This window comes from Streptomyces sp. NPDC007025, assembly GCF_042869455.1.
Classification (GTDB): Bacteria; Actinomycetota; Actinomycetes; order Streptomycetales; family Streptomycetaceae; genus Streptomyces.
Window position 1 is genome coordinate 230455 of record NZ_JBIAFT010000004.1, and the last position, 19982, is coordinate 250436.

The 19982-nt window shown below is 72.7% G+C and carries 14 protein-coding genes and 1 pseudogene; 9 read left to right on the forward strand and 6 right to left on the reverse strand.

Features of this window, described 5'->3' with window-relative positions; all coding sequences use genetic code 11:
- The first annotated feature begins 25 nt into the window (after positions 1–25).
- The 5 genes and pseudogenes from ACFYMO_RS09800 to rbsD all read left to right on the forward strand — a co-directional run bounded on the left by ACFYMO_RS09800 (position 26) and on the right by rbsD (position 6116).
- Positions 26–1033: a LacI family DNA-binding transcriptional regulator gene (locus tag ACFYMO_RS09800; RefSeq protein WP_366769780.1), complete on the forward strand. Its 1008-nt coding sequence runs from the start codon at positions 26–28 to the stop codon at positions 1031–1033.
- Positions 1030–2598: a sugar ABC transporter ATP-binding protein gene (locus ACFYMO_RS09805; RefSeq protein ID WP_366769779.1), complete on the forward strand. Its 1569-nt coding sequence runs from the start codon at positions 1030–1032 to the stop codon at positions 2596–2598. The genes ACFYMO_RS09800 and ACFYMO_RS09805 overlap by 4 nt, the downstream gene beginning before the upstream one ends.
- Before the next feature lie 70 nt (positions 2599–2668).
- Positions 2669–4601, forward strand: a pseudogene (locus ACFYMO_RS09810) (substrate-binding domain-containing protein).
- A 79-nt stretch (positions 4602–4680) separates the two neighbouring features.
- Positions 4681–5730, forward strand: coding sequence for a ribokinase (locus tag ACFYMO_RS09815; protein WP_388545428.1), 1050 nt, complete (start codon positions 4681–4683; stop codon positions 5728–5730).
- Entirely contained in the window at positions 5727–6116 is a 390-nt protein-coding gene (gene rbsD, locus ACFYMO_RS09820) for a D-ribose pyranase (protein WP_388545430.1), read from the forward strand. Before ACFYMO_RS09815 ends, rbsD begins: the two co-directional genes overlap by 4 nt.
- Positions 6117–6300: 184 nt before the next feature.
- Here rbsD and ACFYMO_RS09825 read toward each other — a convergent pair whose 3' ends face one another.
- From ACFYMO_RS09825 to ACFYMO_RS09835, 3 genes are read right to left on the reverse strand one after another with little or no spacing between them, the layout of a single operon-like run.
- Complete coding sequence (locus ACFYMO_RS09825) at positions 6301–7152, reverse strand: sugar phosphate isomerase/epimerase family protein (protein WP_366769778.1); 852 nt, start codon at positions 7150–7152, stop codon at positions 6301–6303.
- Positions 7149–8360, reverse strand: coding sequence for a dihydrodipicolinate synthase family protein (locus ACFYMO_RS09830; RefSeq protein ID WP_366769777.1), 1212 nt, complete (start codon positions 8358–8360; stop codon positions 7149–7151). The genes ACFYMO_RS09825 and ACFYMO_RS09830 overlap by 4 nt, the downstream gene beginning before the upstream one ends.
- On the reverse strand, positions 8357–9586 hold the full coding sequence (locus ACFYMO_RS09835) for a Gfo/Idh/MocA family oxidoreductase (RefSeq protein WP_366769776.1): 1230 nt from the start codon (positions 9584–9586) through the stop codon (positions 8357–8359). Before ACFYMO_RS09835 ends, ACFYMO_RS09830 begins: the two co-directional genes overlap by 4 nt.
- 215 nt (positions 9587–9801) lie before the next feature.
- Between ACFYMO_RS09835 and ACFYMO_RS09840 the strand changes: the two genes are divergently transcribed.
- Positions 9802–11001 carry a LacI family DNA-binding transcriptional regulator gene (locus ACFYMO_RS09840; RefSeq protein ID WP_388545435.1) on the forward strand — a complete coding sequence of 400 codons (1200 nt, stop codon included), beginning with the start codon at positions 9802–9804 and terminating at the stop codon, positions 10999–11001.
- A gap of 114 nt (positions 11002–11115) precedes the next feature.
- Positions 11116–11928 (forward strand): sugar phosphate isomerase/epimerase family protein, encoded by an 813-nt coding sequence (locus tag ACFYMO_RS09845; protein WP_366769774.1) that lies wholly within the window; start codon positions 11116–11118, stop codon positions 11926–11928.
- A gap of 153 nt (positions 11929–12081) precedes the next feature.
- On the opposite strand, the gene ACFYMO_RS09850 is transcribed toward ACFYMO_RS09845, so the two are convergent.
- Positions 12082–13509 (reverse strand): S28 family serine protease, encoded by a 1428-nt coding sequence (locus ACFYMO_RS09850; RefSeq protein WP_366769773.1) that lies wholly within the window; start codon positions 13507–13509, stop codon positions 12082–12084.
- Between the two features lie 158 nt (positions 13510–13667).
- Between ACFYMO_RS09850 and ACFYMO_RS09855 the strand changes: the two genes are divergently transcribed.
- Positions 13668–14165, forward strand: coding sequence for an NUDIX domain-containing protein (locus tag ACFYMO_RS09855; protein ID WP_366769772.1), 498 nt, complete (start codon positions 13668–13670; stop codon positions 14163–14165).
- Positions 14166–14181: 16 nt separating this feature from the next.
- Positions 14182–14409: a hypothetical protein gene (locus ACFYMO_RS09860; RefSeq protein WP_388545439.1), complete on the forward strand. Its 228-nt coding sequence runs from the start codon at positions 14182–14184 to the stop codon at positions 14407–14409.
- An 87-nt stretch (positions 14410–14496) separates the two neighbouring features.
- On the opposite strand, the gene ACFYMO_RS09865 is transcribed toward ACFYMO_RS09860, so the two are convergent.
- Positions 14497–18291, reverse strand: coding sequence for an ABC transporter ATP-binding protein (locus ACFYMO_RS09865; protein WP_366769771.1), 3795 nt, complete (start codon positions 18289–18291; stop codon positions 14497–14499).
- A 590-nt stretch (positions 18292–18881) separates the two neighbouring features.
- Complete coding sequence (gene speB / locus ACFYMO_RS09870; RefSeq protein ID WP_388545443.1) at positions 18882–19874, reverse strand: agmatinase; 993 nt, start codon at positions 19872–19874, stop codon at positions 18882–18884.
- Between the last annotated feature and the right edge of the window lie 108 nt (positions 19875–19982).

Here is a 19982-nt window from a genome sequence, read left to right on the forward strand (position 1 = left end):
CTCACCTCTGGAACACGGCACGGCAATGGCAGGCATCAAGGACGTCGCAGCCCGCGCGGGCGTCTCCGTGGCCACGGTCTCGCGCGTCCTCAACGACCACAGCGGGGTCCGCGAGGAGACCCGGGCCCGGGTGCTGTCCGCCGTCTCGGAGCTGAGCTACCGGCCCAACACACTGGCCCGGTCGCTGCGTACCGACCAGACCCGCACCCTCGGACTGGTCATCAGCGACGTGCTGAATCCTTTCTTCACCGAGCTGGCCCGCGCGGTCGAGGACGCGGCCCGCAGCCGGGGCTACAGCGTGATCATCGGCAACGCCGACGAACAGCTCACGCTCCAGGACCACCACGTGCGCACCCTGCTGGACCGCCGGATCGACGGCCTGCTCGTCTCCCCCGCCGACGGCGACTCCGTCGCACTGCGCGAGGCCGCGCTGCTCGGCATCCCCATGGTCTTCGTCGACCGCTGGATCGAAGGACTGGACGTGCCCCTGGTGCGCGCCGACGGACGGCCCGCGGTTCACGATCTCGTCGCCCATCTGTACGCGCTCGGACACCGGCGGCTGGCTATCATCACCGGACCCGTGGCCAGCACCACCAGCAACGAGCGGGTGGACGCCTTCCGTTCGGCACTGCACGCGCACGGCCTGCCGCTGCCCGAGAGCTTCATCGGACAGGGCGACTTCCAGACCGCGAGCGGGCGGCGGGCTACGGACGCGTTCTTCGCGCTGCCGGAGCCACCGGACGCGATCTTCGCGACCGACAACCTGATGGCGCTCGGCGTCATGGAGCAGCTCCGCACCCTCGGGGTGCGGGTCCCGCAGGACGTGTCGCTCGCCGCCTTCGACGACATCCCGTGGTTCCTGCACACCGACCCCCCGATCACCGCCATCGCCCAACCCACCCAGGAACTGGGCCACCGCGCGGTCGCCGCACTGACCGACCTGGTGGAGGGCCGGAGCGCCGGTTCCGTCACGCTCTCCGCCCACCTCACAGCGCGCCGCTCCTGCGGCGAAGACGAAAGGACGCGTCGTTGACCACCCCAGACCCGCCCCCGGCACGGGAACTGCTGCGCACGGAAGGCATCCGCAAGACCTTCCCCGGCGTGGTCGCGCTCGACGGTGTCGACTTCGATCTGCGCGCCGGTGAAGTGCACGTCCTGCTGGGCGAGAACGGCGCCGGCAAGAGCACGCTGATCAAGGTGCTCTCCGGCACCTACCGCCCGGACGAGGGGCGGGTGCTCTGCGACGGCAGAACCGTGCGGATCGCCGACGCGGAGGCCGCGGAGAAGCTCGGCATCGCCACCATCCATCAGGAGTTCAACCTGGTGCCGCACCTGTCCGTCGCGGAGAACATCTTCCTGGGGCGGCAGCCGCGCCGCCTGGGCCTCGTGGACCGCAGGAAGATGGAGGCCGACGCGAAGGTGCTGCTGGACCGGGTCGGGATCACCGCCTCGCCGCGCACCCCGGTGGGCAAGCTGGGCATCGCCGGCCGGCAGATGGTCGAGATCGCCAAGGCGCTCAGCCTGCGCACCCGGATCCTGATCATGGACGAGCCGACCGCCGTGCTCACCGCCGAAGAGGTCAACCGCCTGTTCACCATCGTCCGCAGGCTGCGGGCCGAGGGCGTGGGCATCGTCTTCATCACCCACCATCTGGAGGAGATCCCCGCCATCGGCGACCGGGTCACCGTGCTGCGGGACGGCCGCAGCGTCGGCCAGGTCCCGGCCGGCGCCGGGCAGGAGGAGCTGGTGCGGCTGATGGTGGGCCGCAGCATCGAGCAGCAGTACCCGCGGCAGGCCGCACCGGTCCAGGGCGCCGCTGCCGGGTCCGCCGCCCCGCTGCTGCGGGTGACAGGGCTGCGCAGGCAGGGCGTGTTCGACAACGTCTCCTTCGAGGTGCGCGCCGGTGAGGTCGTCGGCATCGCCGGGCTGGTCGGCGCGGGCCGCACCGAGGTGGTGCGGGCCGTCTTCGGCGCCGACCGCTACGACGCCGGCCGCGTCGAGGTCGCCGGCAAGCGGCTGCCCGGCGGCGACGTGTGGGCCTCGCATGCGGCGGGGCTGGGGCTGGTCCCCGAGGACCGCAAGGGGCAGGGCCTGCTGCCGGACGCCTCGGTCTCGGAGAACCTCGGCCTGGTGACCCTCCGCGAGGCGAGCAGGGGCGGCCTGGTGGACCGGGCGGGGCAGCGCAGGGCGGCGTCCCGGATCGCCGAGCGGCTCGGGGTGCGGATGGCCGGCCTGGACCAGCACGTGCGCACGCTCTCCGGCGGCAACCAGCAGAAAGTCGTGATCGGCAAGTGGCTGCTCGCCAACAGCCGCGTGCTGATCCTCGATGAACCGACCCGCGGCATCGACGTGGGCGCGAAGGTCGAGATCTACCAGCTCGTCAACGAGCTGACGGCCTCCGGCCACGCGGTGCTGATGATCTCCAGCGACCTCCCCGAGGTGCTGGGCATGAGCGATCGGGTCCTGGTGATGTCCCAGGGCCGGATCGCCGGTGAACTGACCGCGCGGGAAGCGACCCAGGACGCCGTCATGGCCCTGGCCGTCGGCACCTCCGCGCCAGGAACGAGCGAGATGGAGGACTCTCCCCGTGGCCATTGACACGCAGCCGGGTCACCGCCTGGACAAGCGCCCCGGCGGCAAGCGAGGGCCGAACCCGGCCCGTCGCGTCGTGGAGGACACAGGGCGCGTACTGCAGGACAACGGCGCGCTGGTCGCGCTGCTCGTCCTGGTGCTGGTGCTGTCGTTCTGGACCAGCAACTTCTTCACCGCGACGAACCTGCTCAACGTCGGCGTCCAGGCGGCCGTGACCGCGATCCTGGCCTTCGGCGTCACGTTCGCCATCGTCTCCGGGGGCATCGACCTGTCGGTCGGCTCGGTGGCCGCCTTCTCCGGGGTGATGCTGGGCTGGTTCACCACCACCCAGGGCATGCCGGTCTTCCTCGGCGTACTGCTGGCGATCCTTGCGGGCACCGCCTGCGGACTGCTGAACGGCGTCCTGATCTCCTACGGCAAGCTGCCCCCGTTCATCGCGACCCTCGCGATGCTCTCGGCGGCGCGCGGCCTGGCCCAGGTCGTCTCCGAGGGCAGCCCCGTGGTGCTGCCGGACTCCCTCTCCTGGATCGGCAAGACGGTCGGTGAGTGGCTGCCGGTACCGGTCATCGTGATGATCCTGATGGGTCTGCTGGCGGCGCTGGTGCTCAACCGCACCTACAGCGGCCGGTCGATGTACGCGATCGGCGGCAACGAGGAGGCCGCGCACCTGTCCGGTATCCGGGTCCGCCGCCAGAAGCTGGTGATCTACACCCTGGTGGGTGCCTTCGCCGCGGTCGCCGGGATCGTCCTGGCCTCGCGGCTCGCCTCGGCCCAGCCGACGGCTGCCGAAGGTTACGAACTGGACGCGATTGCCGCGGTCGTCATTGGTGGTGCCAGTCTGGCCGGAGGCGTGGGCAAGGCTTCCGGAACGCTGATCGGGGCCCTTATCCTCGCTGTTCTGCGCAATGGACTCAACCTGCTCGATGTTTCCGCTTTCTGGCAGCAGGTCGTCATTGGGGTAGTTATTGCGCTCGCCGTGCTCCTCGATACACTGCGTCGCCGCGCATGATCTTTATGCGACGGGGGAGCTCGCGTAGTTCATCCATCTGCCGACTGCAAGGAATGCAGCAATGAGCAAGAGAACGAACACGTCTGTCGTCGTCATGGCCACGGCAGTCGCGCTGACCGCAACGGCCTGTGGCTCGGGCGGTGGCTCGAGTGACGGCAAGGAGAAGCCCAAGATCGGCTTCGCCATATCCGCGCTCAACCAGCCCTTCATGGTCCAGATGAAGAAGGGCGCCGAGGAGGAGGCCAAGGCCCAGGGCGCCGAACTGAGCGTCCAGAACGCCTCGGACGACGCCTCGCAGCAGGCCAACCAGATCCAGAACTTCACCTCCCAGCAGGTGAAGTCGATCATCATCAACCCGGTCGACTCGGATGCCGCGGCCCCCTCGGTCAAGGCCGCCAACAACGCGAAGATCCCGGTCATCGCCGCCGACCGCAGCGTCAACAAGGCCGACATCAAGACGACCGTCGCCTCCGACAACGTGGCGGGCGGCGAGAAGGCCGCCAAGGAGATCGCCGAGCAGCTCGACGGCAAGGGCCAGGTCCTGTGGCTCCAGGGCCAGACCGGCACCTCCGCATCCCGTGAGCGCGGCAAGGGCTTCAAGCAGGGCCTGAAGGAGTTCCCGGGCATCAAGGTCGTCACCAAGCAGCCCGCGGACTTCCAGCGCACCAAGGGCCTGGACGTGACCACCAACGCCATGCAGTCGCACCCGGAGATCGACGCGGTCTTCGCGGAGAACGACGAGATGGCGCTCGGCGCGGTCAAGGCGCTCGGCTCCAAGGCGGGCAAGTCCGTCAAGATCGTCGGCTTCGACGGCACCGGTGACGCGATGAAGGCCATCAAGAAGGGCACCATCAACGCGACCGTCGCCCAGCAGCCGTCCGAGCTCGGCAAGATGGCGGTCCGCAACGCCATGCGCGTCATCGACGGCTCCAGCGTCGACAAGCAGATCAAGGTCCCGGTGAAGGTCGTCACCAAGAAGAACGTCGCCCGCTTCTCCTGACCGGGAGCCGGACGGACGACAGGCTGAACGGCCCGCCGCGGACACCCGCACCCGCGCGGGACGAGAAGGAGCACCCCGGATGCACGGATACGACCTGCTGGTCGTGGGTTCCGCCAATGCCGACCTGGTCATCGGCCTCGAGCGCCGACCGGGCCCCGGTGAGACGGTGCTCGGGTCGGACATGGTGATCCACCCGGGCGGCAAGGGCGCGAACCAGGCGGCGGCAGCCGCCCGGCTCGGCGCCCGCACCACCCTGCTCGCCCGCGTCGGCGCCGACGCGTACGGCCGCATGCTGGCCGAGGCGCAGCGGGCGGCGGGTGCCGACCCGGCGGGGCTCCTCACCGGAGCGGCAAACGCGCCCGGCACGGTGGACGGCAGCGGCACCGGCGGTGCCGCCGAGGGCGAGGACGCTCCGACCGGCGTCGCCCTCATCACCGTGGACGCGGCCGGCGACAACAGCATCGTCGTCTCCCCCGGTGCCAACGCCCGCCTCACGCCCGACGACGTGGCAGCGGCGCGCGACCTCTTCGAGGCCGCCGCCGTCGTCTCCCTCCAGTTGGAGATCCCCCTGGAGACGGTCGCCGCGGCGGCGCGATCCGCCGCCGAACACGGGGCACGGGTGGTGCTCAACCCTTCACCACCCGCCCGGCTGCCACAGGACGTACTGACCCTGTGCGATCCGCTGGTGCTCAACGAGCACGAGGCGCGGCTGCTGCTGGCCGGCGGGCAGTCGCCGGATGCGGACCCCGGGCAGTCCCCGGGCCCGGATCCCGAGGAGTGGGCGGGTGCGCTCCTGGCGCTGGGCCCGCGCAGTGTCGTGGTCACGCTGGGCGCCGAGGGCGCGCTGGTGGCCGGACCCGGGGTGGGCTCCGCGGCGGGCTCGGAGGAGGCGGAGGGCACCGGCACGGTCCGGGTGCCCAGTCCACGGGTGCGGGCCGTGGACACCACCGGCGCGGGCGACGCCTTCACCGGCGCGCTGGGCTGGCGACTGGGCCGCGGCGACGGGCTGGTGGAAGCGGTGCGCTACGCGGTGCGCGTCGGCGCCCTCGCGGTGACCCGTCCGGGGGCCCAGGAGTCCTACCCGAGCGCGGCGGACGTCGAGGCCGCCGGCCAGGAGAGCGCGGCATGAAGAAGTCCGGAATCCTCAACCGCCACCTCAGCGGCGCCCTGGCCCGGCTCGGGCACACCGACCTGGTCGTGGTGTGCGACGTCGGCCTCCCCATCCCGGAGGGGCCCGACGTGGTGGACCTGGCCTTCCGCGCCGGGGTGCCCGGCTTCTCCGAGGTGCTCGCCGGCCTCCTGGCGGAGCTGGAGGTGGAGGGCGCGCGTGCCGCGGCAGAGGTGCGGCACGCCAACCCCGAGTGCGGCGCACTGCTGGAGGGGCACTTCCCGGAGCTGGAACTGGTGCCGCACGAGGAGCTGAAGGCGCTGACGCGGCAGGCCCGGCTGGTGGTGCGCACCGGCGAGGCCAAGCCCTACGCGAACGTGGTGCTGCGCTGCGGCGTGCCGTTCTGACCCGGCAGGTGGACGTCTTGGAGGGCCCGGTCCGCGGACCGGGCCCTCCGCATGTCCCCTCGGCCTCCCGCTGCCGCCACCGGGGAGAGCCGACACCGGCTGGACCCGCGACTGCCCGGAGGAGTCGCACCGCGCCGGTGACGGCCGGACCCCGCACCCGCGGCCCGGGAGTGCGGGCCGGCACCTACAGGACATGCCGGAGGTACCGCGCCGCGGTCTCCCGCAGCACCTGGGTGCCGTCCCGCGCCCACAGCGCGGGGTTGAAGATCTCCACCTCCACCGGGCCCCGGTAGCCCGCCGCGTCCGTCCAACCGCGGAAGGCCCGCAGATCGATCGCGCCGTCCCCCAGCTGGCCGCGCCCCAGCAGCACTCCGGCGGGCAGCGGGGTGACCCAGTCGGCGAGCTGGAGGAGCGCGATGCGGTGCTGCGCGCCCGCGTGCGCGAGCTGCCGCGGCACTCGCTCGTCCCACCACAGGTGGTAGGCGTCGGCCACGATCCCGACCTCCTCGGCGGGGAACCGTCCGGCGAGGTCGAGTGCCTGACCGAGGGTGGAGACCACGCACCGGTCCGCGGCGTACATCGGGTGCAGCGGTTCGAGTGCCAGCCGTACGCCGCGCTCCCGGGCGGCGGGGACGAGTTCGGCGAGCGCGTCTCCGACCCGCTCGCGCGCCACCGCGAGGTCCCGCTCCCCCTCCGGCAGCCCGCCGGGGACCAGCACCAGGACGCCGGTGCCCAGTTCGGCCGCCTCGTCGAGCGCCGCACGGTTGTCGTCCAGCGCCGCGCGGCGCGCCGCGGGCTCCTGCTCGGTGAAGAACCCGCCCCGGCACAGCGAGGTGACGGCCAGTCCGTGCCGCCGCATCAGGCGGGCCGCGGCAGCCGGACCGTGGGCCCGCACCGGCTCGCGCCACAGTCCGACGCCCCCGATGCCCAGCTCGGCCGCGCCGCGCGCCAATTCGGGCAGCGAGAGCTGGCGCACCGTCTCCTGGTTCACCGAGAGCCGCGCCAGGCCCTCCCTGGTGCTGCGTGCCCGGCTCACTGGACCACTCCCCCCACCGCGAGCAGCTGCTTCATCCGGTGTTCGGCGCGCTCCGGGTCGGGGAAGAGGCCGAGCTCGTCCGCCAGTTCCCAGACCCGCGCCAGATGCGGCAGCGAGCGCGCCGACTGGAGCCCGCCGGCCATGGTGAAGTGCTCCTGGTGCCCGCAGAGCCAGGCGAGCAGCACCACACCGGTCTTGTAGTGGCGGGTCGGCGCCTGGAAGAGGTGCCGGGCCAGCGCGACGGTCGGGTCGAGCACCGCCCGGAACCCCGCCGCGTCCCCCGCGTCCAGCAGCGCCGCGGCCTGCGCGGCGAACGGCGCCAGCGGATCGAAGACCCCCAGCAGCGCGTCGCTGTGGCCCGCGCGGTCGCCCTCGATCAGCTGCGGGTAGTGGAAGTCGTCCCCGGTGTAGCAGCGCACCCCGGCCGGCAGCCGCCGCCGAAGCGCCACTTCGCGGTCCGCGTCCAGCAGCGAGACCTTCACCCCGTCCACCTTTCCGGGGTGCGCCGCGACGATGCGCAGCAGGGTGCCGGCGGCCGCGTCCGGATCGCGGCTGCCCCAGTAGCCCTCCAGCGCGGGGTCGAACGCGTGCCCCAGCCAGTGCAGCACGACCGGGGTGCTCACCTGGCGCAGCAGGCAGCCGTAGACGTGCTCGTAGTCCTCCGGACCACGCGCGACGGCCGCCAGTCCGCGGGAGGCCAGCAGGACGGCCTGCGCGCCCGCCTCCTCGGTCAGCGCCAACTGCTCCTCGTAGGCGGCGACGACCGCGGCCGTCTCCGAGGAGGCGGCCGACCGGTCCCGGTCCGGTGTCCGGGGGTCCAGCAGATCGGTGCCCACACCGCAGGCCACCTGCCCGCCGACCGCCTTCGCCTCCGCGGCCGTACGCCGGATCAGTTCGCCGGCCGCCGCCCGGTCCAGGCCCGCACCGCGCTGTGCGGTGTCCATGGCCTCGGCGACCCCCAGCCCGTGGCTCCACAGGTGGTGCCGGAAGGCGAGGGTGGCGTCCCAGTCGAGCGCCGCGGGGCCGTCGGGCGGCACGTCGGCCAGCGGGTCGGCGACCACGTGGGCGGCGGCCAGGAGCCTGCGGGACGTGGGCTGCGGCCCGGCCCCGGCGCCCTCCCGGCGGGGTCCGCGTACGGCCGGGGCGGGGAGGCGGCGGGATTCGCGGGTGCGGAGGCCCCCGGTGGCGGGGTCGGGCAGCCGGATCACAGCACCAGCTCCGGCACCTCGATGCGGCGGCCCTCCGCCGAGGAGATCCGGGCCAGTTCGGCGAGCTGCACGCCGCGGGCGCCCGCGAGCAGGTCCCAGGGGCACTGCCCGGCGGCCTCCCCCCGGGCGCCGTCGCCGGCATCGCCCTCGCCGCCGCCGACCGGAGCGGTGCCGTCCCGGTCGGCGACGCGGCGCAGGAAGAGCTCCCACTGGGCCTTGAAGCCGTTGGTGGCCTCGTCCCCGTCGTTGTCGGGCACCTCCTGCCACTGGTCGCGGAACCGCTCGGCGGCGGGCAGGTCCGGGTTCCACACCGGTCTGGGGGTGCCGGCCCGGTGCTGGTAGCGACAACCGCGCAGACCGGCGACGGCGGAGCCCTCGGTGCCGTCCACCTGGAACTCGACCAGTTCGTCGCGGTGCACCCGTACCGCCCAGGAGGAGTTGATCTGGGCGACGGCGCCGCCCTCCAGGGTGAAGATTCCGTACGCGGAGTCGTCCGCCGTGGCCCGGTAGGGCTCGCCCCGCTCGTCCCAGCGGTGCGGAAGGTGGGTGGCCAGGTGGGCCTGGACGGAGGCGACCCGGCCGAAGAGGTTGTGCAGCACGTACTCCCAGTGCGGGAACATGTCACCGGCGATGCCGCCGCCCTCCTGGGCACGGTAGTTCCACGAGGGCCGCTGGGCGCTCTGCCAGTCGCCCTCGAAGACCCAGTAGCCGAACTCGCCCCGTACCGAGAGCACCCGGCCGAAGAAGCCGCCCCTGACCAGCCGGGCGAGCTTGCGCAGTCCGGGCAGGAAGAGCTTGTCCTGGACGACGCCGTGCTCGACTCCGGCCCGGGTCGCCGCCCTGGCCAGCTCCAGGGCGCCGTCGAGCGAGGTGGCGGTGGGTTTCTCCGCGTAGACGTGCTTGCCGGCCGCGACGGCCTTGCGCAGTGCCGCGAGGCGCTCGGAGGTGATCTGTGCGTCGAAGTAGACCTCGATGCTGTCGTCCGCCAGCACCGCGTCCAGGTCGGTGGAGACGGCCCGCGGGTCCAGTCCGTGCTGGTGCGCGAGGGAGCGCAGCGCGTCCTCCCTGCGGCCCACCAGGACGGGTTCGGGCCACAGCGTCCGGCCGCCGCCCAGGTCGAGCCCGCCCTCCTCGCGCAGCGCGAGCAGGGAGCGCACGAGGTGCTGGCGGTGGCCCATCCGGCCGGTGACGCCGTTCATGGCGATGCGGATCGTCCTGCGTGACACGCGTGCTCGTCTCCCTGCTGTCGCGGCGCCCGGTTCGGCGAGCGCGTCCGCGCGGTGGCATCGACACGTAGTAAGCGCTTTCTAGCGGCCAACGGCTCACGGTAGCTCCAGCAGCCCTGCCCGGCAAGGGAGTTGGCGGACGGCACGGTGGCCTGCGGAGCGCATGGGAACATGTCGTCGACCCGGGACGAGGCGGCGGAACGAGGGGCGGACGGATGGCAGTGACCCTGGCGGACGTCGCCGCCCGCGCCGGTGTCTCCTCCGCGACCGTCTCCCGCGTGCTGAGCGGCGACTACCCCGTCGCGGGCGCCACCAGGAGCCGCGTGCTGCGTGCCGTGGCCGAGCTGGAGTACGTGGTGGACGGTCCCGCCAGCGCACTCGCCGCGGCCAGCTCCGACCTGCTGGGCATCCTCGTCAACGACATCGCCGACCCGTTCTTCGGCATCGTCGCAGGAGCCGTGCAGGGCGAACTGGACAGCGGTGCGGACGGCCAAGTGCCGCGCAGACTCGCCGTGGTCTGCAACACCGGCGGATCGCCCGAACGGGAGCTGACCTATCTCACCCTGCTGCAGCGCCAGCGGGCGGCGGCGATCGTGCTGACCGGCGGAGCGGTCGAGGATCCGGCGCACCGCGCGTCCCTGGCAGCACGTCTGAGGCGGCTCGCCGCGGACGGCACCCGGATCGTGCTGTGCGGCCGTCCGCCGCTGGACCCGCCGGGGCCGGGGGCGGAAGCGACGGCGATTCCGGGGCCGGACGCGCCGGCTACTGCGATTCCGGCGCCTGTCGCCGGGCCGGACGCGCGGCCGGTCGCGGGGGCGCGGGGCAGGAGCGCCCGGCGTGCGGCGCGCGGTGCCGTCCTGACCGTGGCCTTCGACAACCGCGGCGGCGCGCACGCGCTCACCGCGCATCTGCTGGCGCTGGGCCACCGGCACATCGGCTACGTCGCCGGGCCTTCGGAGCGGACCACCACCCGGCACCGGCTGGCGGGCCATCTGGCGGCGCTGGCGGCGGACGGGGCCGTCGGTCCGGACCGGGCGGAGCGGCTGACCGTGCACGCGGGCGGCTACGACCGCGCCTGCGGCTACCGGGGCGCCGTCGAACTGCTGCGCAGGGCACCGGAGACGACCGCCGTGCTGGCCGCCAACGACACCGTCGCGCTCGGCGTCTGCGCCGCCCTGCGGGACGCCGGGCGGCGCGTCCCGCAGGACGTGTCGGTGGCCGGATTCGACGACCTGCCCTTCAGCGCCGACGCCGCACCCGGACTGACCACCGTGCGGCTGCCGCTGCAGGAAGCCGGTGCCCGCGCCGGACAGCTCGCCCTGGGCACCCGGCCGGCCCCACCGGGCGGGACGACGACCATGCCGCACGCGCTGGTGGTCCGCGCCTCCACCGCTCCGCCCCGCGCCGGAGCGTGAGCCCCCCGCAGGCGCGGTCGATCGGAGCCGCCGCGCGCGTGTCGCCCGGGCCCGCGCGGCGACACGAGCTCCCGGAGTCTTGCCGCACGGGAGGGCATCTGGTCGGGTGAGCGCATGCGACTCGCGTTCTCCACGCTCGGCGTGCCCGGCATGCCCGTCGACGAAGTACTGCGGCTGGCCGCCGACTCGGGCTTCCACGGGGTCGAACTGCGCGCCCACCCGGAGGAGCCCGTGCATCCCGGCCTCGACCGCGCCGCACGGCAGCGGGTCGCGGCGCAGTTCGCGGAGGCCGGTCTCGCGCCGCTGAGCGTCGCGGGATACCCGCGGATGGCCGAGAGCGGCGAGGACGCGCCGGTGCTGGCGGAGGTGCGCGCCCTGCTGGAGCTGGCCCGCGACCTGGGCGCGCCGTACGCCCGGGTCTTCCCCGGCGGCGGCCCGGATGTCGCGGAGGGCGACGCGAACGCCGTGCGGCGGCTGCGGCAGGCCGCCGTCATCGCCGCCGATCTCGGGGTGCGGGTGCTGCTGGAGACGCACGACTCGCACCCCACCGGCGCGGACGTGACACGGGTCCTGAGCGCGGTCGACCACCCGGGCGCCGGAGCCCTGTGGGATGTCATGCACACCTGGCGGGGCTGCGAGGACCCGGCGGAGACCTACCGGCTGCTCGCCCCGTATCTGGGCTATGTGCAGGTGAAGGACATCGCCTCGCGGGAGGACCCGGCGCCGCTGGCGCCCGGCGAGGGCGTGCTGCCGCTCACCGAGGTCGCGGACGTGCTGACCCGGGCGGCGGACGCGCAGTCCGGCGCGGGCGTCGAGTGGCTGTGCTGGGAGTACGAGAAGCGCTGGTTCCCCCAGGCCCGCGAACTGCCCGCGCTGTTGCCCGGGGTCCATGGCCATCTGCTGGGACTGCTGGCCGAAGCGGCCTGAACCGCCCGGCCCGGACGGGTTCTGGACCGTCCGGGCCGGAGCGCGAGGGCCCGGGCGACGCGGACGTGGCCGGTCCGCCCGGACGCGAACGGCGGCGCCCCGCCGCGAGAGGAAGGGCGCCGCCGGCAGCCGCGTCAGTGACGCGAGCCCGCGTCAGGGACGCAGCTCCAGCGTGTGCTTGCGGGGCTTGTCCAGCTTCCGGTCGTACTTCGTCAGGCGTTCGGGCTTCTTCTTGTCCGCGTCGTGGTCCAGTCCGGCGAACTCCAGCACCATCTTGGTGGCGGCGGCCCGGTCGTCGTCCTCGAGAGTGGCGATCCGCGCGCCGTGGTCCTGTCCGGGCGCCCAGAAGACGGCCGTGTCCTTGGTGTGCCGGCCGGGACGGAACGGCTCGGCGCCCCAGGGGTCGTTCTCACCGTAGATGTAGAGCATCTGCGAGGAGCGGTGGCGCACCCAGCGGTCGATGTCGCGCATCGCCCGGTCGTGCTTGTTGAACTCCACCGGGATGCTGCGCGGCACGTAGGTGCTCGGCACGTTCAGGCCCGGGTACTTGCGCACGTCGTCGAGAAGGGGCTCCTCGTAGTCGGGCGACCCCATCTGGGTACCGGCCTGGTAGTAGTACGGCACGTAGGGGGTGATGCCCTGGTCGGTGCCGGCCGACCAGCCGCCGATCTCATCGGCCCACTTGTAGAGCGTGTCGGTGGAGGCGTCGGTGGCGGGCACCTGGTCGCACTCGCTCTCCAGGTGGTACTGCCAGAAGCCCCAGACGAGGTCCTGCGCGACCAGTTCGAACGCCCGGTCGGCGCTGCCGGCCAGCTTGAAGGTGTAGTCGTTCTCCTTGGCCCACGCCTTGATCCGGGAGACCATCGCGCCGCGCCGCTCGAAGATCTCGTGCTGCGCGCCGTTGAGGCGGTCCCGGCACTCCTTGGAGCCGACATTGCGGAAGAACCGGTAGTACGCGGAGTCCTCGTCGTTGCGGACGTCGTTGGGTGCCACGTAGGGGACTGTCCCGTCCATGTCACGCGGATAGAAGCGGCGGTAGTACGTTGCGGTCATGCCGCCCTTGCTGCCGCCGGTCGCGATCCAGTTCTTGCGGTAGATCTTCTTGAGCGCCTGGTAGATGCGGTGCTGGTCGCTGGCCGCCTGCCAGATGGTCAGCTTCGACCAGTCCGCGGGCTCGGGCCTGGAGGGCGTGAAGAACCGGTACTCCATGGAGACCTGGTTGCCGTCCGTCAGCTGCGTCGGCTCACTGCGGCTGGGGTTGGTGTTGAGGTTGTAGCCGCTGGTGAAGAAGACCGTGGGCCGGTTCGTGTCCTTGTGCAGGATGGAGATGCGCTGCTTGAACGTGCCCTTCCAGGGACGTCGATGGTCCACCGGCTGTTCGTAGTTGAGCAGGAAGAAGCGGTATCCGTCGACGGGCTTCTCCTCGATGAGGCTCATCCCGGGCACCGCGAGGATCCGGTCCTTGATGTCCTGGCCGGCCGCGGGATCGGCCGCGGTGGCGGCCCCCGCCGAGGCGCTGCCGACACTGAAGGTGCCTATCAGCACCACCAGAGACAGCAGCCATCTGAGCGTTTTACGCATTCACCCTCCCCTTACTACGTCAAAAGTCGTCGTGAACCTATCGGCGTCCGACCGGCTTTGCCAGACCCCGACACCGACCCGCTGTACGCATACGGGTGAACGAGCACCGCTCAGCGGTGCGAACCGCCCTGTCGGCGGTCCCCGTTACGCTGCCGTCCATGGACGACTCCGCGCCTCCCACCCCGCCCGCGCCGCTGGCCACCGGCCCGCGCGAGATGCGGCTGCTCTCCTTCCACGCCGAACCCGAGGAGACCCGTTTCCCGGACGCCCCGGTCGGCTACGTCCTGCTGGTCGTGCGGCACGCCGGGAAGCTGCTGATGGTGCACGTACGCAGCCGCGCCTGCTGGGAACTGCCCGGCGGCGGCATCGAGGAGGGCGAGAGCCCGCGCGGCGCCGCCCTCCGTGAACTGCGCGAGGAGACCGGCCAGACGGCCGACCCGGCGGCCCTGCACTTCGCCGGGTTCGCCCGCACCTCGCTGGGCCCCGAGCGGCGGGTGCTCTACGGCGCCGTCTTCACCGGCGAACTGGCCGAGGTGCTGCCCTTCACCCCGACCGAGGAGATCTCCGCGCTGCACTGGCGCAGCGGTTCGGAGCCGCTGCCCTGGGGCCAGGTGCAGACGGTCGACGAATATCTGGTCGGCCTGTGCGACGCCTGAGGCGTACTGTCGGCGCATGCCGCAGCCACACGGATTCACCTATGAGCAGCGCGGACCCGCGGGGACGGTGGTGATCAGCCACCGTGGCCACCCGGTCACCACGCTGCGCGACGGGCGGGCCCAGCGCTTCCTCCAGAAAGTCTCCGCCGGGGACGAGCAGTTGGTCATGGCCCGCTGGACGGGCAACTACAAGCGCGGCAACGAGCGCACCGCCCGGGCGCACCCGCGCAACCGCGGACGCTGACCGCTCCGGGCGAAGCACTCGGTACCGGCCGCCCGGTGCGGGGCCGGGCGGCACCCCCCGGCCCCGCGGGCGCCCGACCGCGCGGGCTCACACCACCGCGTGCTCGGAGCCACCCGCCGTCTCCCCGGCGAAGGTCCGCCACAGCTCCGCGTAGCGCCCGCCGAGCGCCACCAGCTCCTCATGGGTGCCGTCCTCGGCGATCCGCCCCTGATCGAGGACGATCACGCGGTCGGCGCGCGCGGCCGTCGTCAGCCGGTGCGCCACCACCAGGGTGGTCCGTTCTCCGGCCAGCCGGTCGGTGGCCTGGTTGACCAGCGACTCGGTCGCCAGGTCGAGCGCCGCCGTCGCCTCGTCCAGCAGCAGGATCGCCGGGTCCACCAGTTCGGCCCGGGCCAGCGCGATCAGCTGGCGCTGTCCGGCCGAGAGGTTGCGGCCCCGCTCGTCCACCTCGTGCAGATATCCGCCCGACAGGGAGGCGATCATGTCGTGCGCACCGACGCCCCGGGCCGCCGCCTCCACCTCCGCGTCCGTCGCGTCCACCCGCCCGTAGGCGATGGCGTCCCGCACGGTCCCGGGGAAGAGGTAGGGCTCCTGGGGCACCACGCCGATCCGGTGCCGGTAGCCGGTCAGGTCGATGCCGCGCAGATCCTCACCGTCCGCCAGGACGGCGCCCCGGGTCGGGTCGTAGAACCGCGCGACCAGCTTGACCAGGGTGGACTTGCCCGCACCGGTCTCGCCCACGAAGGCGACCGTCTGCCCGGCCGGAATGGTCAGCCGGATGTCCGAGAGTGCCGCCTGCTCCCCCTGCGCACCGGAGGGGTCCTCGGTGGCGTAGTGGAAGTGCACGTCCCGGAACTCGATCCCGCCACGCAGTGCGGTCATCTCCCGCGGTGAGGCGGCGACGGGCGTGCTGCTCTCCTCGCGCAGCAGCTCCTGGATGCGGCGCAGCGAGACGGCTGCCTGCTGATAGCCGTCGAAGACCTGCGAGAGCTGCTGCACCGGTGCGAAGAACAGCTCGATGTAGAGCAGGTAGGCCACCAGAGCCCCGGCCGTCAGGCTGTTGTCCTCGATCCGCCCGGCACCCACGACGAGCACCGCGGCAGTCGCCACGGCGGCCAGGAGCTGCACGAACGGGAAGTAGACCGAGATCAGCCACTGGCCGCGCACCCGCGCCCGGCGGTAGCCGTCGCTGCGGCGGGCGAACTGTTCGGCGCCGCGCTCCTCGCCGCGGAACGCCTGCACCATCCGCAGCCCGGCGACCGACTCCTGCAGGTCGGCGTTGACCACGCTGACCCGCTCCCGGGCCAGTTCGTACGCCTTGACGCTCTGCCGGCGGAAGAAGTAGGTGCCGACGACCAGCAGCGGCAGCGTCGCGAAGACCACCAGCGCCAGTTGGACGTCGAGCACCAGCAGCGCGCCGAGGATGCCCAGGAAGGTGAAGAGCGACACGACAGCGGTGACCAGCCCGGTCTGCAGGAACGTGGAGAGCGCGTCGACGTCGGTCGTCATCCGGGTCATCACGGCGCCCGCCTGGTGCCGTTCGTAGTAGTCGAGGCCCAGCCGCTGCAGTTGCGCGAAGATCTTCACCCGCAGGGCGTAGAGCACCCGCTCGCCGGTGCGCCCGGTCAGCAGCAGCGAGCCGGTCTGGGCGGCCCACTGCGCGACGACCACGGCCAGCGCCAGCCCGGAGGCGAACCAGACCGCGCCCAGCGCGCCCTGCTCCACCCCGTCGTCGATGCCGTGCCGGATCAGCACGGGCAGCACCAGCCCGAACCCGGCGTCCAGCGCGGCGAAGACCAGGGCGACCAGCAGGGCGGCGCCGAAGCCACGCAGCAGGCGACGCAGCCCGTAGGAGTCCTCGCGCCGCTCCGCGCGCTCCTCGTCCACTTCGGGGAGGTCGTCGGCCGGGGGCAGCGCCGCCACTCTGGCGAGCAGTTCGGGGCTGCCGGGCAGGCCCGCCAGTTCGGTGCCGAAGGCTCCGGGCCGGCCGGCCTGCGCGGCGGCGGTTCCGCTGCCGCCGCCCGGCAAAGCGCCCTCGGTTCCCGGCTCCTGCTCGCGTACCCACAGCTCTGGGGTCACCCCGTCGACGGTGTCGTGCGCGTCGTGCACGGCCATTCCGGCCGGGTCGCGCTCCACGTCGCCGAGTTCGTCCGGGTCGGTCAGCAGCCGCCGGTAGAGGGCGCAGCGCTCGACCAGTTCCTCGTGGGTGCCGATGTCGGCCAGCCGGCCGCCGTCCAGCACCGCGATCCGGTCGGCCAGCGCCAGGGTGGACTGCCGATGGGCGATCAGCAGGGTGGTGCGGCCGGCCATGACCTCGCGCAGCGCCTCGTGGATCTCGTGCTCCACGCGCGCGTCCACGGCCGAAGTGGCATCGTCCAGCAGCAGCAGGCGCGGATCGGTGAGCAGGGCGCGGGCGAGGGCGATGCGCTGCCGCTGGCCGCCGGAGAGGGTCAGCCCCTGTTCGCCGACGGTGGTCTCGTAGCCGTCCGGCAGCTCCTGGACGAACCGGTCGGCCTGGGCGGCCCGCGCCGCGGCGCGGATCTCCTCGTCGGTGGCGTCGGGGGCGCCGTAGGCGATGTTCTCCCGGAGGGAGGAGGAGAACAGGAAGGGGTTCTCGGGGACGAGCCCGATGGCGGAGCGCAGCGAGTCCAGGGTCAGCTCGCGCACGTCCTGGCCGCCCACGCGCACCGCGCCCCCGGTCACGTCGTAGTAGCGCGGCAGCAGCATGGAGACGGTGGACTTGCCGCTGCCGCTGGCCCCCACCAGCGCGACCGTCTCGCCGGGTTCGATGCGCAGACTGAAGCCGTCCAGCACGGGGGTGTCCGCCGCGTAGCCGAAGCTGACGTCCTCGAACTCGACGGAGGCGTCCGCGGACGCGGGCAGGTCGCGGGCGTGCGGGCTCTCGGCCATCTGCGGTTCGGTGTCGATCAGGTCGTAGACCCGCTCGACACCCGCCCTGGCCTGCTGTCCGACGGTGAGCATCATGGCCAGCATCCGGACCGGGCCGACCAGCTGCGCCAGGTAGGTGGAGAAGGCGACGAAGGTGCCCAGCGTGATCTCGCCGCGGGTGGCCATCCAGCCGCCGAGCGCGAGCATGGCGACCTGGCCGAGCGAGGGTACGGACTGCAGGGCCGGGGTGTAGCGCGCGTTGAGGCGCACCGTGCGCAGCCGGCCCGCGAACAGCTTCCGGCTGACGGCCCGGAGCTTCCCGGTCTCCTGCGCCTCCTGGCCGAAGCCCTTGACCACGCGGACGCCGCTGACCGAGCCGTCCACCACCGAGGCGACCGCCCCGGCCTGCTGCTGCGCGTACCAGGTGGCGGGGAAGAGCCGCTTGCGGCTCAGGTCGGCGACCCACCACAGCAGCGGGAAGACCGCGACGGACACCAGGGTGAGCAGCGGCGAGAGGACGAGCATCACGACGAGCGCCACCAGGAACAGCAGCACGTTGCCGATCATCATCGGCAGCATGAACAGCAGGCTCTGCACGAGCTGGAGGTCACTGGTGCCGCGGCCGACCACCTGGCCGGTGGACAGCTCGTCCTGGCTGCGGCCGTCCAGCCGGACGATCGAGCGGTACATCTCGGTGCGCAGGTCGTGCTGGACGTCCAGCGCGAGCCGCCCGCCGTAGTAGCGGCGGGCGTAGGTCAGTAGGTAGATGACGGCTGCCGCGGCGACGAGCAGTCCGATCCAGGCCCACAGGCCGTCCTGGCCGCCGACCACCACGTCATCGATGATGACCTTGGTCAGCAGCGGGACGAGCGCCATGACGGCCATGCCGCCGAGCGAGGCACCCAGCGCGAGCACCACCGCGCGCCTGTACCGCCAGCAGTACCCGGCCAGCCGCCGGGCCCAGCCCGGCGTACCCGCACTCTCCTCCGTCACCGCGTCCCCAGTCCCTTCACGTCGGCCTGCGCCCTATCGTTCCTGCCGAGTGCCCAACATCGGGAGAGCGGGCTTTCATTCCGGGCCGCGCCGGAGCGGGTGTGGGAACAGGGCGCCGGAGGGGGACGAAAGGGGCCGGGAGGGAAAAAGGGAGCCGGGAAGGGGCGAAGGAGACTGGGGGGACGAAGAGTGGCCGAAGGCGGCCAGGTGAGCGCGTGGCTCCACCGTGGCCGCCCCGGCCACCGACGGCGCGTCCCTGGGTGCGTGCGGGCCGGCACCCCCCACGAGGCCAGCTCCGCGACCGCTCCGCGCCGTCTTCCCGCGGGATCGCTTGTGCAGTCTGTCGATAACTTCCACGAAATGCACATCGACCGATCAAATTCAGTAACGTCCCGTATTAAACCAGTGGCACTCCGTGACTGAGCGGATGTTTTCCGGCACCCCGTCAAGCCCCCGCCGACCTGGGCCGTTCGGTGCCCCGAACAGGGGCGGTCCGCCCGCCGGGCGCGGGGACCGTCCGCACACGTACGAAGCACCGGAGGGGCCGCACCCGCAACACGGCCGGAACCCACTCATCCGGGACGCTTCCGTCAGCCGCGAGCGGCCGCGATCTGCCGCGTCATCAGCGTCGTCAGCTCGTACGCCGTGTGGGAAGCCGCGACAGAGGTGATCTCCGCGTGGTCGTAGGCGGGCGCGACCTCCACCAGGTCGGCCGAGACGAGATGGCAGTCGGAGAGTCCACGCAGGATCTCCAGCAGCTCCCGCGAGGTGATCCCGCCCGCCTCCGGCGTCCCCGTACCCGGGGCGTGCGCCGGATCGAGCACGTCGATGTCCACCGACACGTACAGCGGACGGGAACCGATGCGCTGCCGGAGCTGGTCGGTCACCTCGTCCACCCCGCGCCGCATCACGTCCGCGGAGGTGACGATGCCGAAGCCCATCTTCGCGTCGTCGTCCAGGTCGCGCTTCCCGTACAGCGGCCCCCTGGTGCCCACGTGGGAGAGCGCCGAGGTGTCCAGCACCCCCTCCTCGGCCGCCCGCCGGAAGGGGGTGCCGTGCGTGTAGGCGGCGCCGAAGTAGGTGTCCCAGGTGTCCAGGTGCGCGTCGAAATGCAGCAGCGCGACGGGGCCGTGCTTGCGCGCCATCGCCCGCAGCAGCGGCAGGGCGATGGTGTGGTCGCCGCCGAGCGTCATCAGCCGGGCACCGGAGTCCAGCAGGGAGCCGGCCGCCTCCTCCACCGTCTCGACGGCCTCGCCGATGTCGAACGGGTTGACGGCGATGTCCCCGGCGTCCGCGACCTGCGCCAGCGCGAACGGCGAGGCGTCCTGCGCCGGGTTGTAGGGCCGCAGCAGCCGGGACGCCTCCCGGATCGCGTTGCCGCCGAACCGGGCACCCGGCCGGTAGGAGACACCGGTGTCGAAGGGGACGCCGACCACGGCGACGTCGGCGCGACCGCCCGTCTCGTCGATCCGCGGCAGCCGCGCGAAGGTCGCCGGACCGGCGTAGCGGGGCACCCGCGAGGAGTCGACGGGGCCGCGGGGGGTCGGAGCGCTGTCGGGAGTGGGTATGTCGCTGCTGGTCATACCGTCGAGCCTAGGCGGAATACATCCGTCCGCCGTTGGACGGTCCGCAGGAGCGGACCCCGCCTTTTGGACACTCCGTCCATCGAGCGACAGTACGAGCCACAATGG

Excerpts from the sequence above, each read along its gene's own strand:
- rbsD (WP_388545430.1), top strand. The coding sequence starts at position 5,727 with ATGAAGAAGTCCGGAATCCTCAACCGCCACCTCAGCGGCGCCCTGGCC.
- ACFYMO_RS09840 (WP_388545435.1), top strand. The coding sequence starts at position 9,802 with ATGGCAGTGACCCTGGCGGACGTCGCCGCCCGCGCCGGTGTCTCCTCC.
- speB (WP_388545443.1), bottom strand. The coding sequence starts at position 19,874 with ATGACCAGCAGCGACATACCCACTCCCGACAGCGCTCCGACCCCCCGC.
- ACFYMO_RS09855 (WP_366769772.1), top strand. The coding sequence starts at position 13,668 with ATGGACGACTCCGCGCCTCCCACCCCGCCCGCGCCGCTGGCCACCGGC.
- ACFYMO_RS09845 (WP_366769774.1), top strand. The coding sequence starts at position 11,116 with ATGCGACTCGCGTTCTCCACGCTCGGCGTGCCCGGCATGCCCGTCGAC.
- ACFYMO_RS09860 (WP_388545439.1), top strand. The coding sequence starts at position 14,182 with ATGCCGCAGCCACACGGATTCACCTATGAGCAGCGCGGACCCGCGGGG.
- ACFYMO_RS09815 (WP_388545428.1), top strand. The coding sequence starts at position 4,681 with ATGCACGGATACGACCTGCTGGTCGTGGGTTCCGCCAATGCCGACCTG.
- ACFYMO_RS09850 (WP_366769773.1), bottom strand. The coding sequence starts at position 13,509 with ATGCGTAAAACGCTCAGATGGCTGCTGTCTCTGGTGGTGCTGATAGGC.
- ACFYMO_RS09800 (WP_366769780.1), top strand. The coding sequence starts at position 26 with ATGGCAGGCATCAAGGACGTCGCAGCCCGCGCGGGCGTCTCCGTGGCC.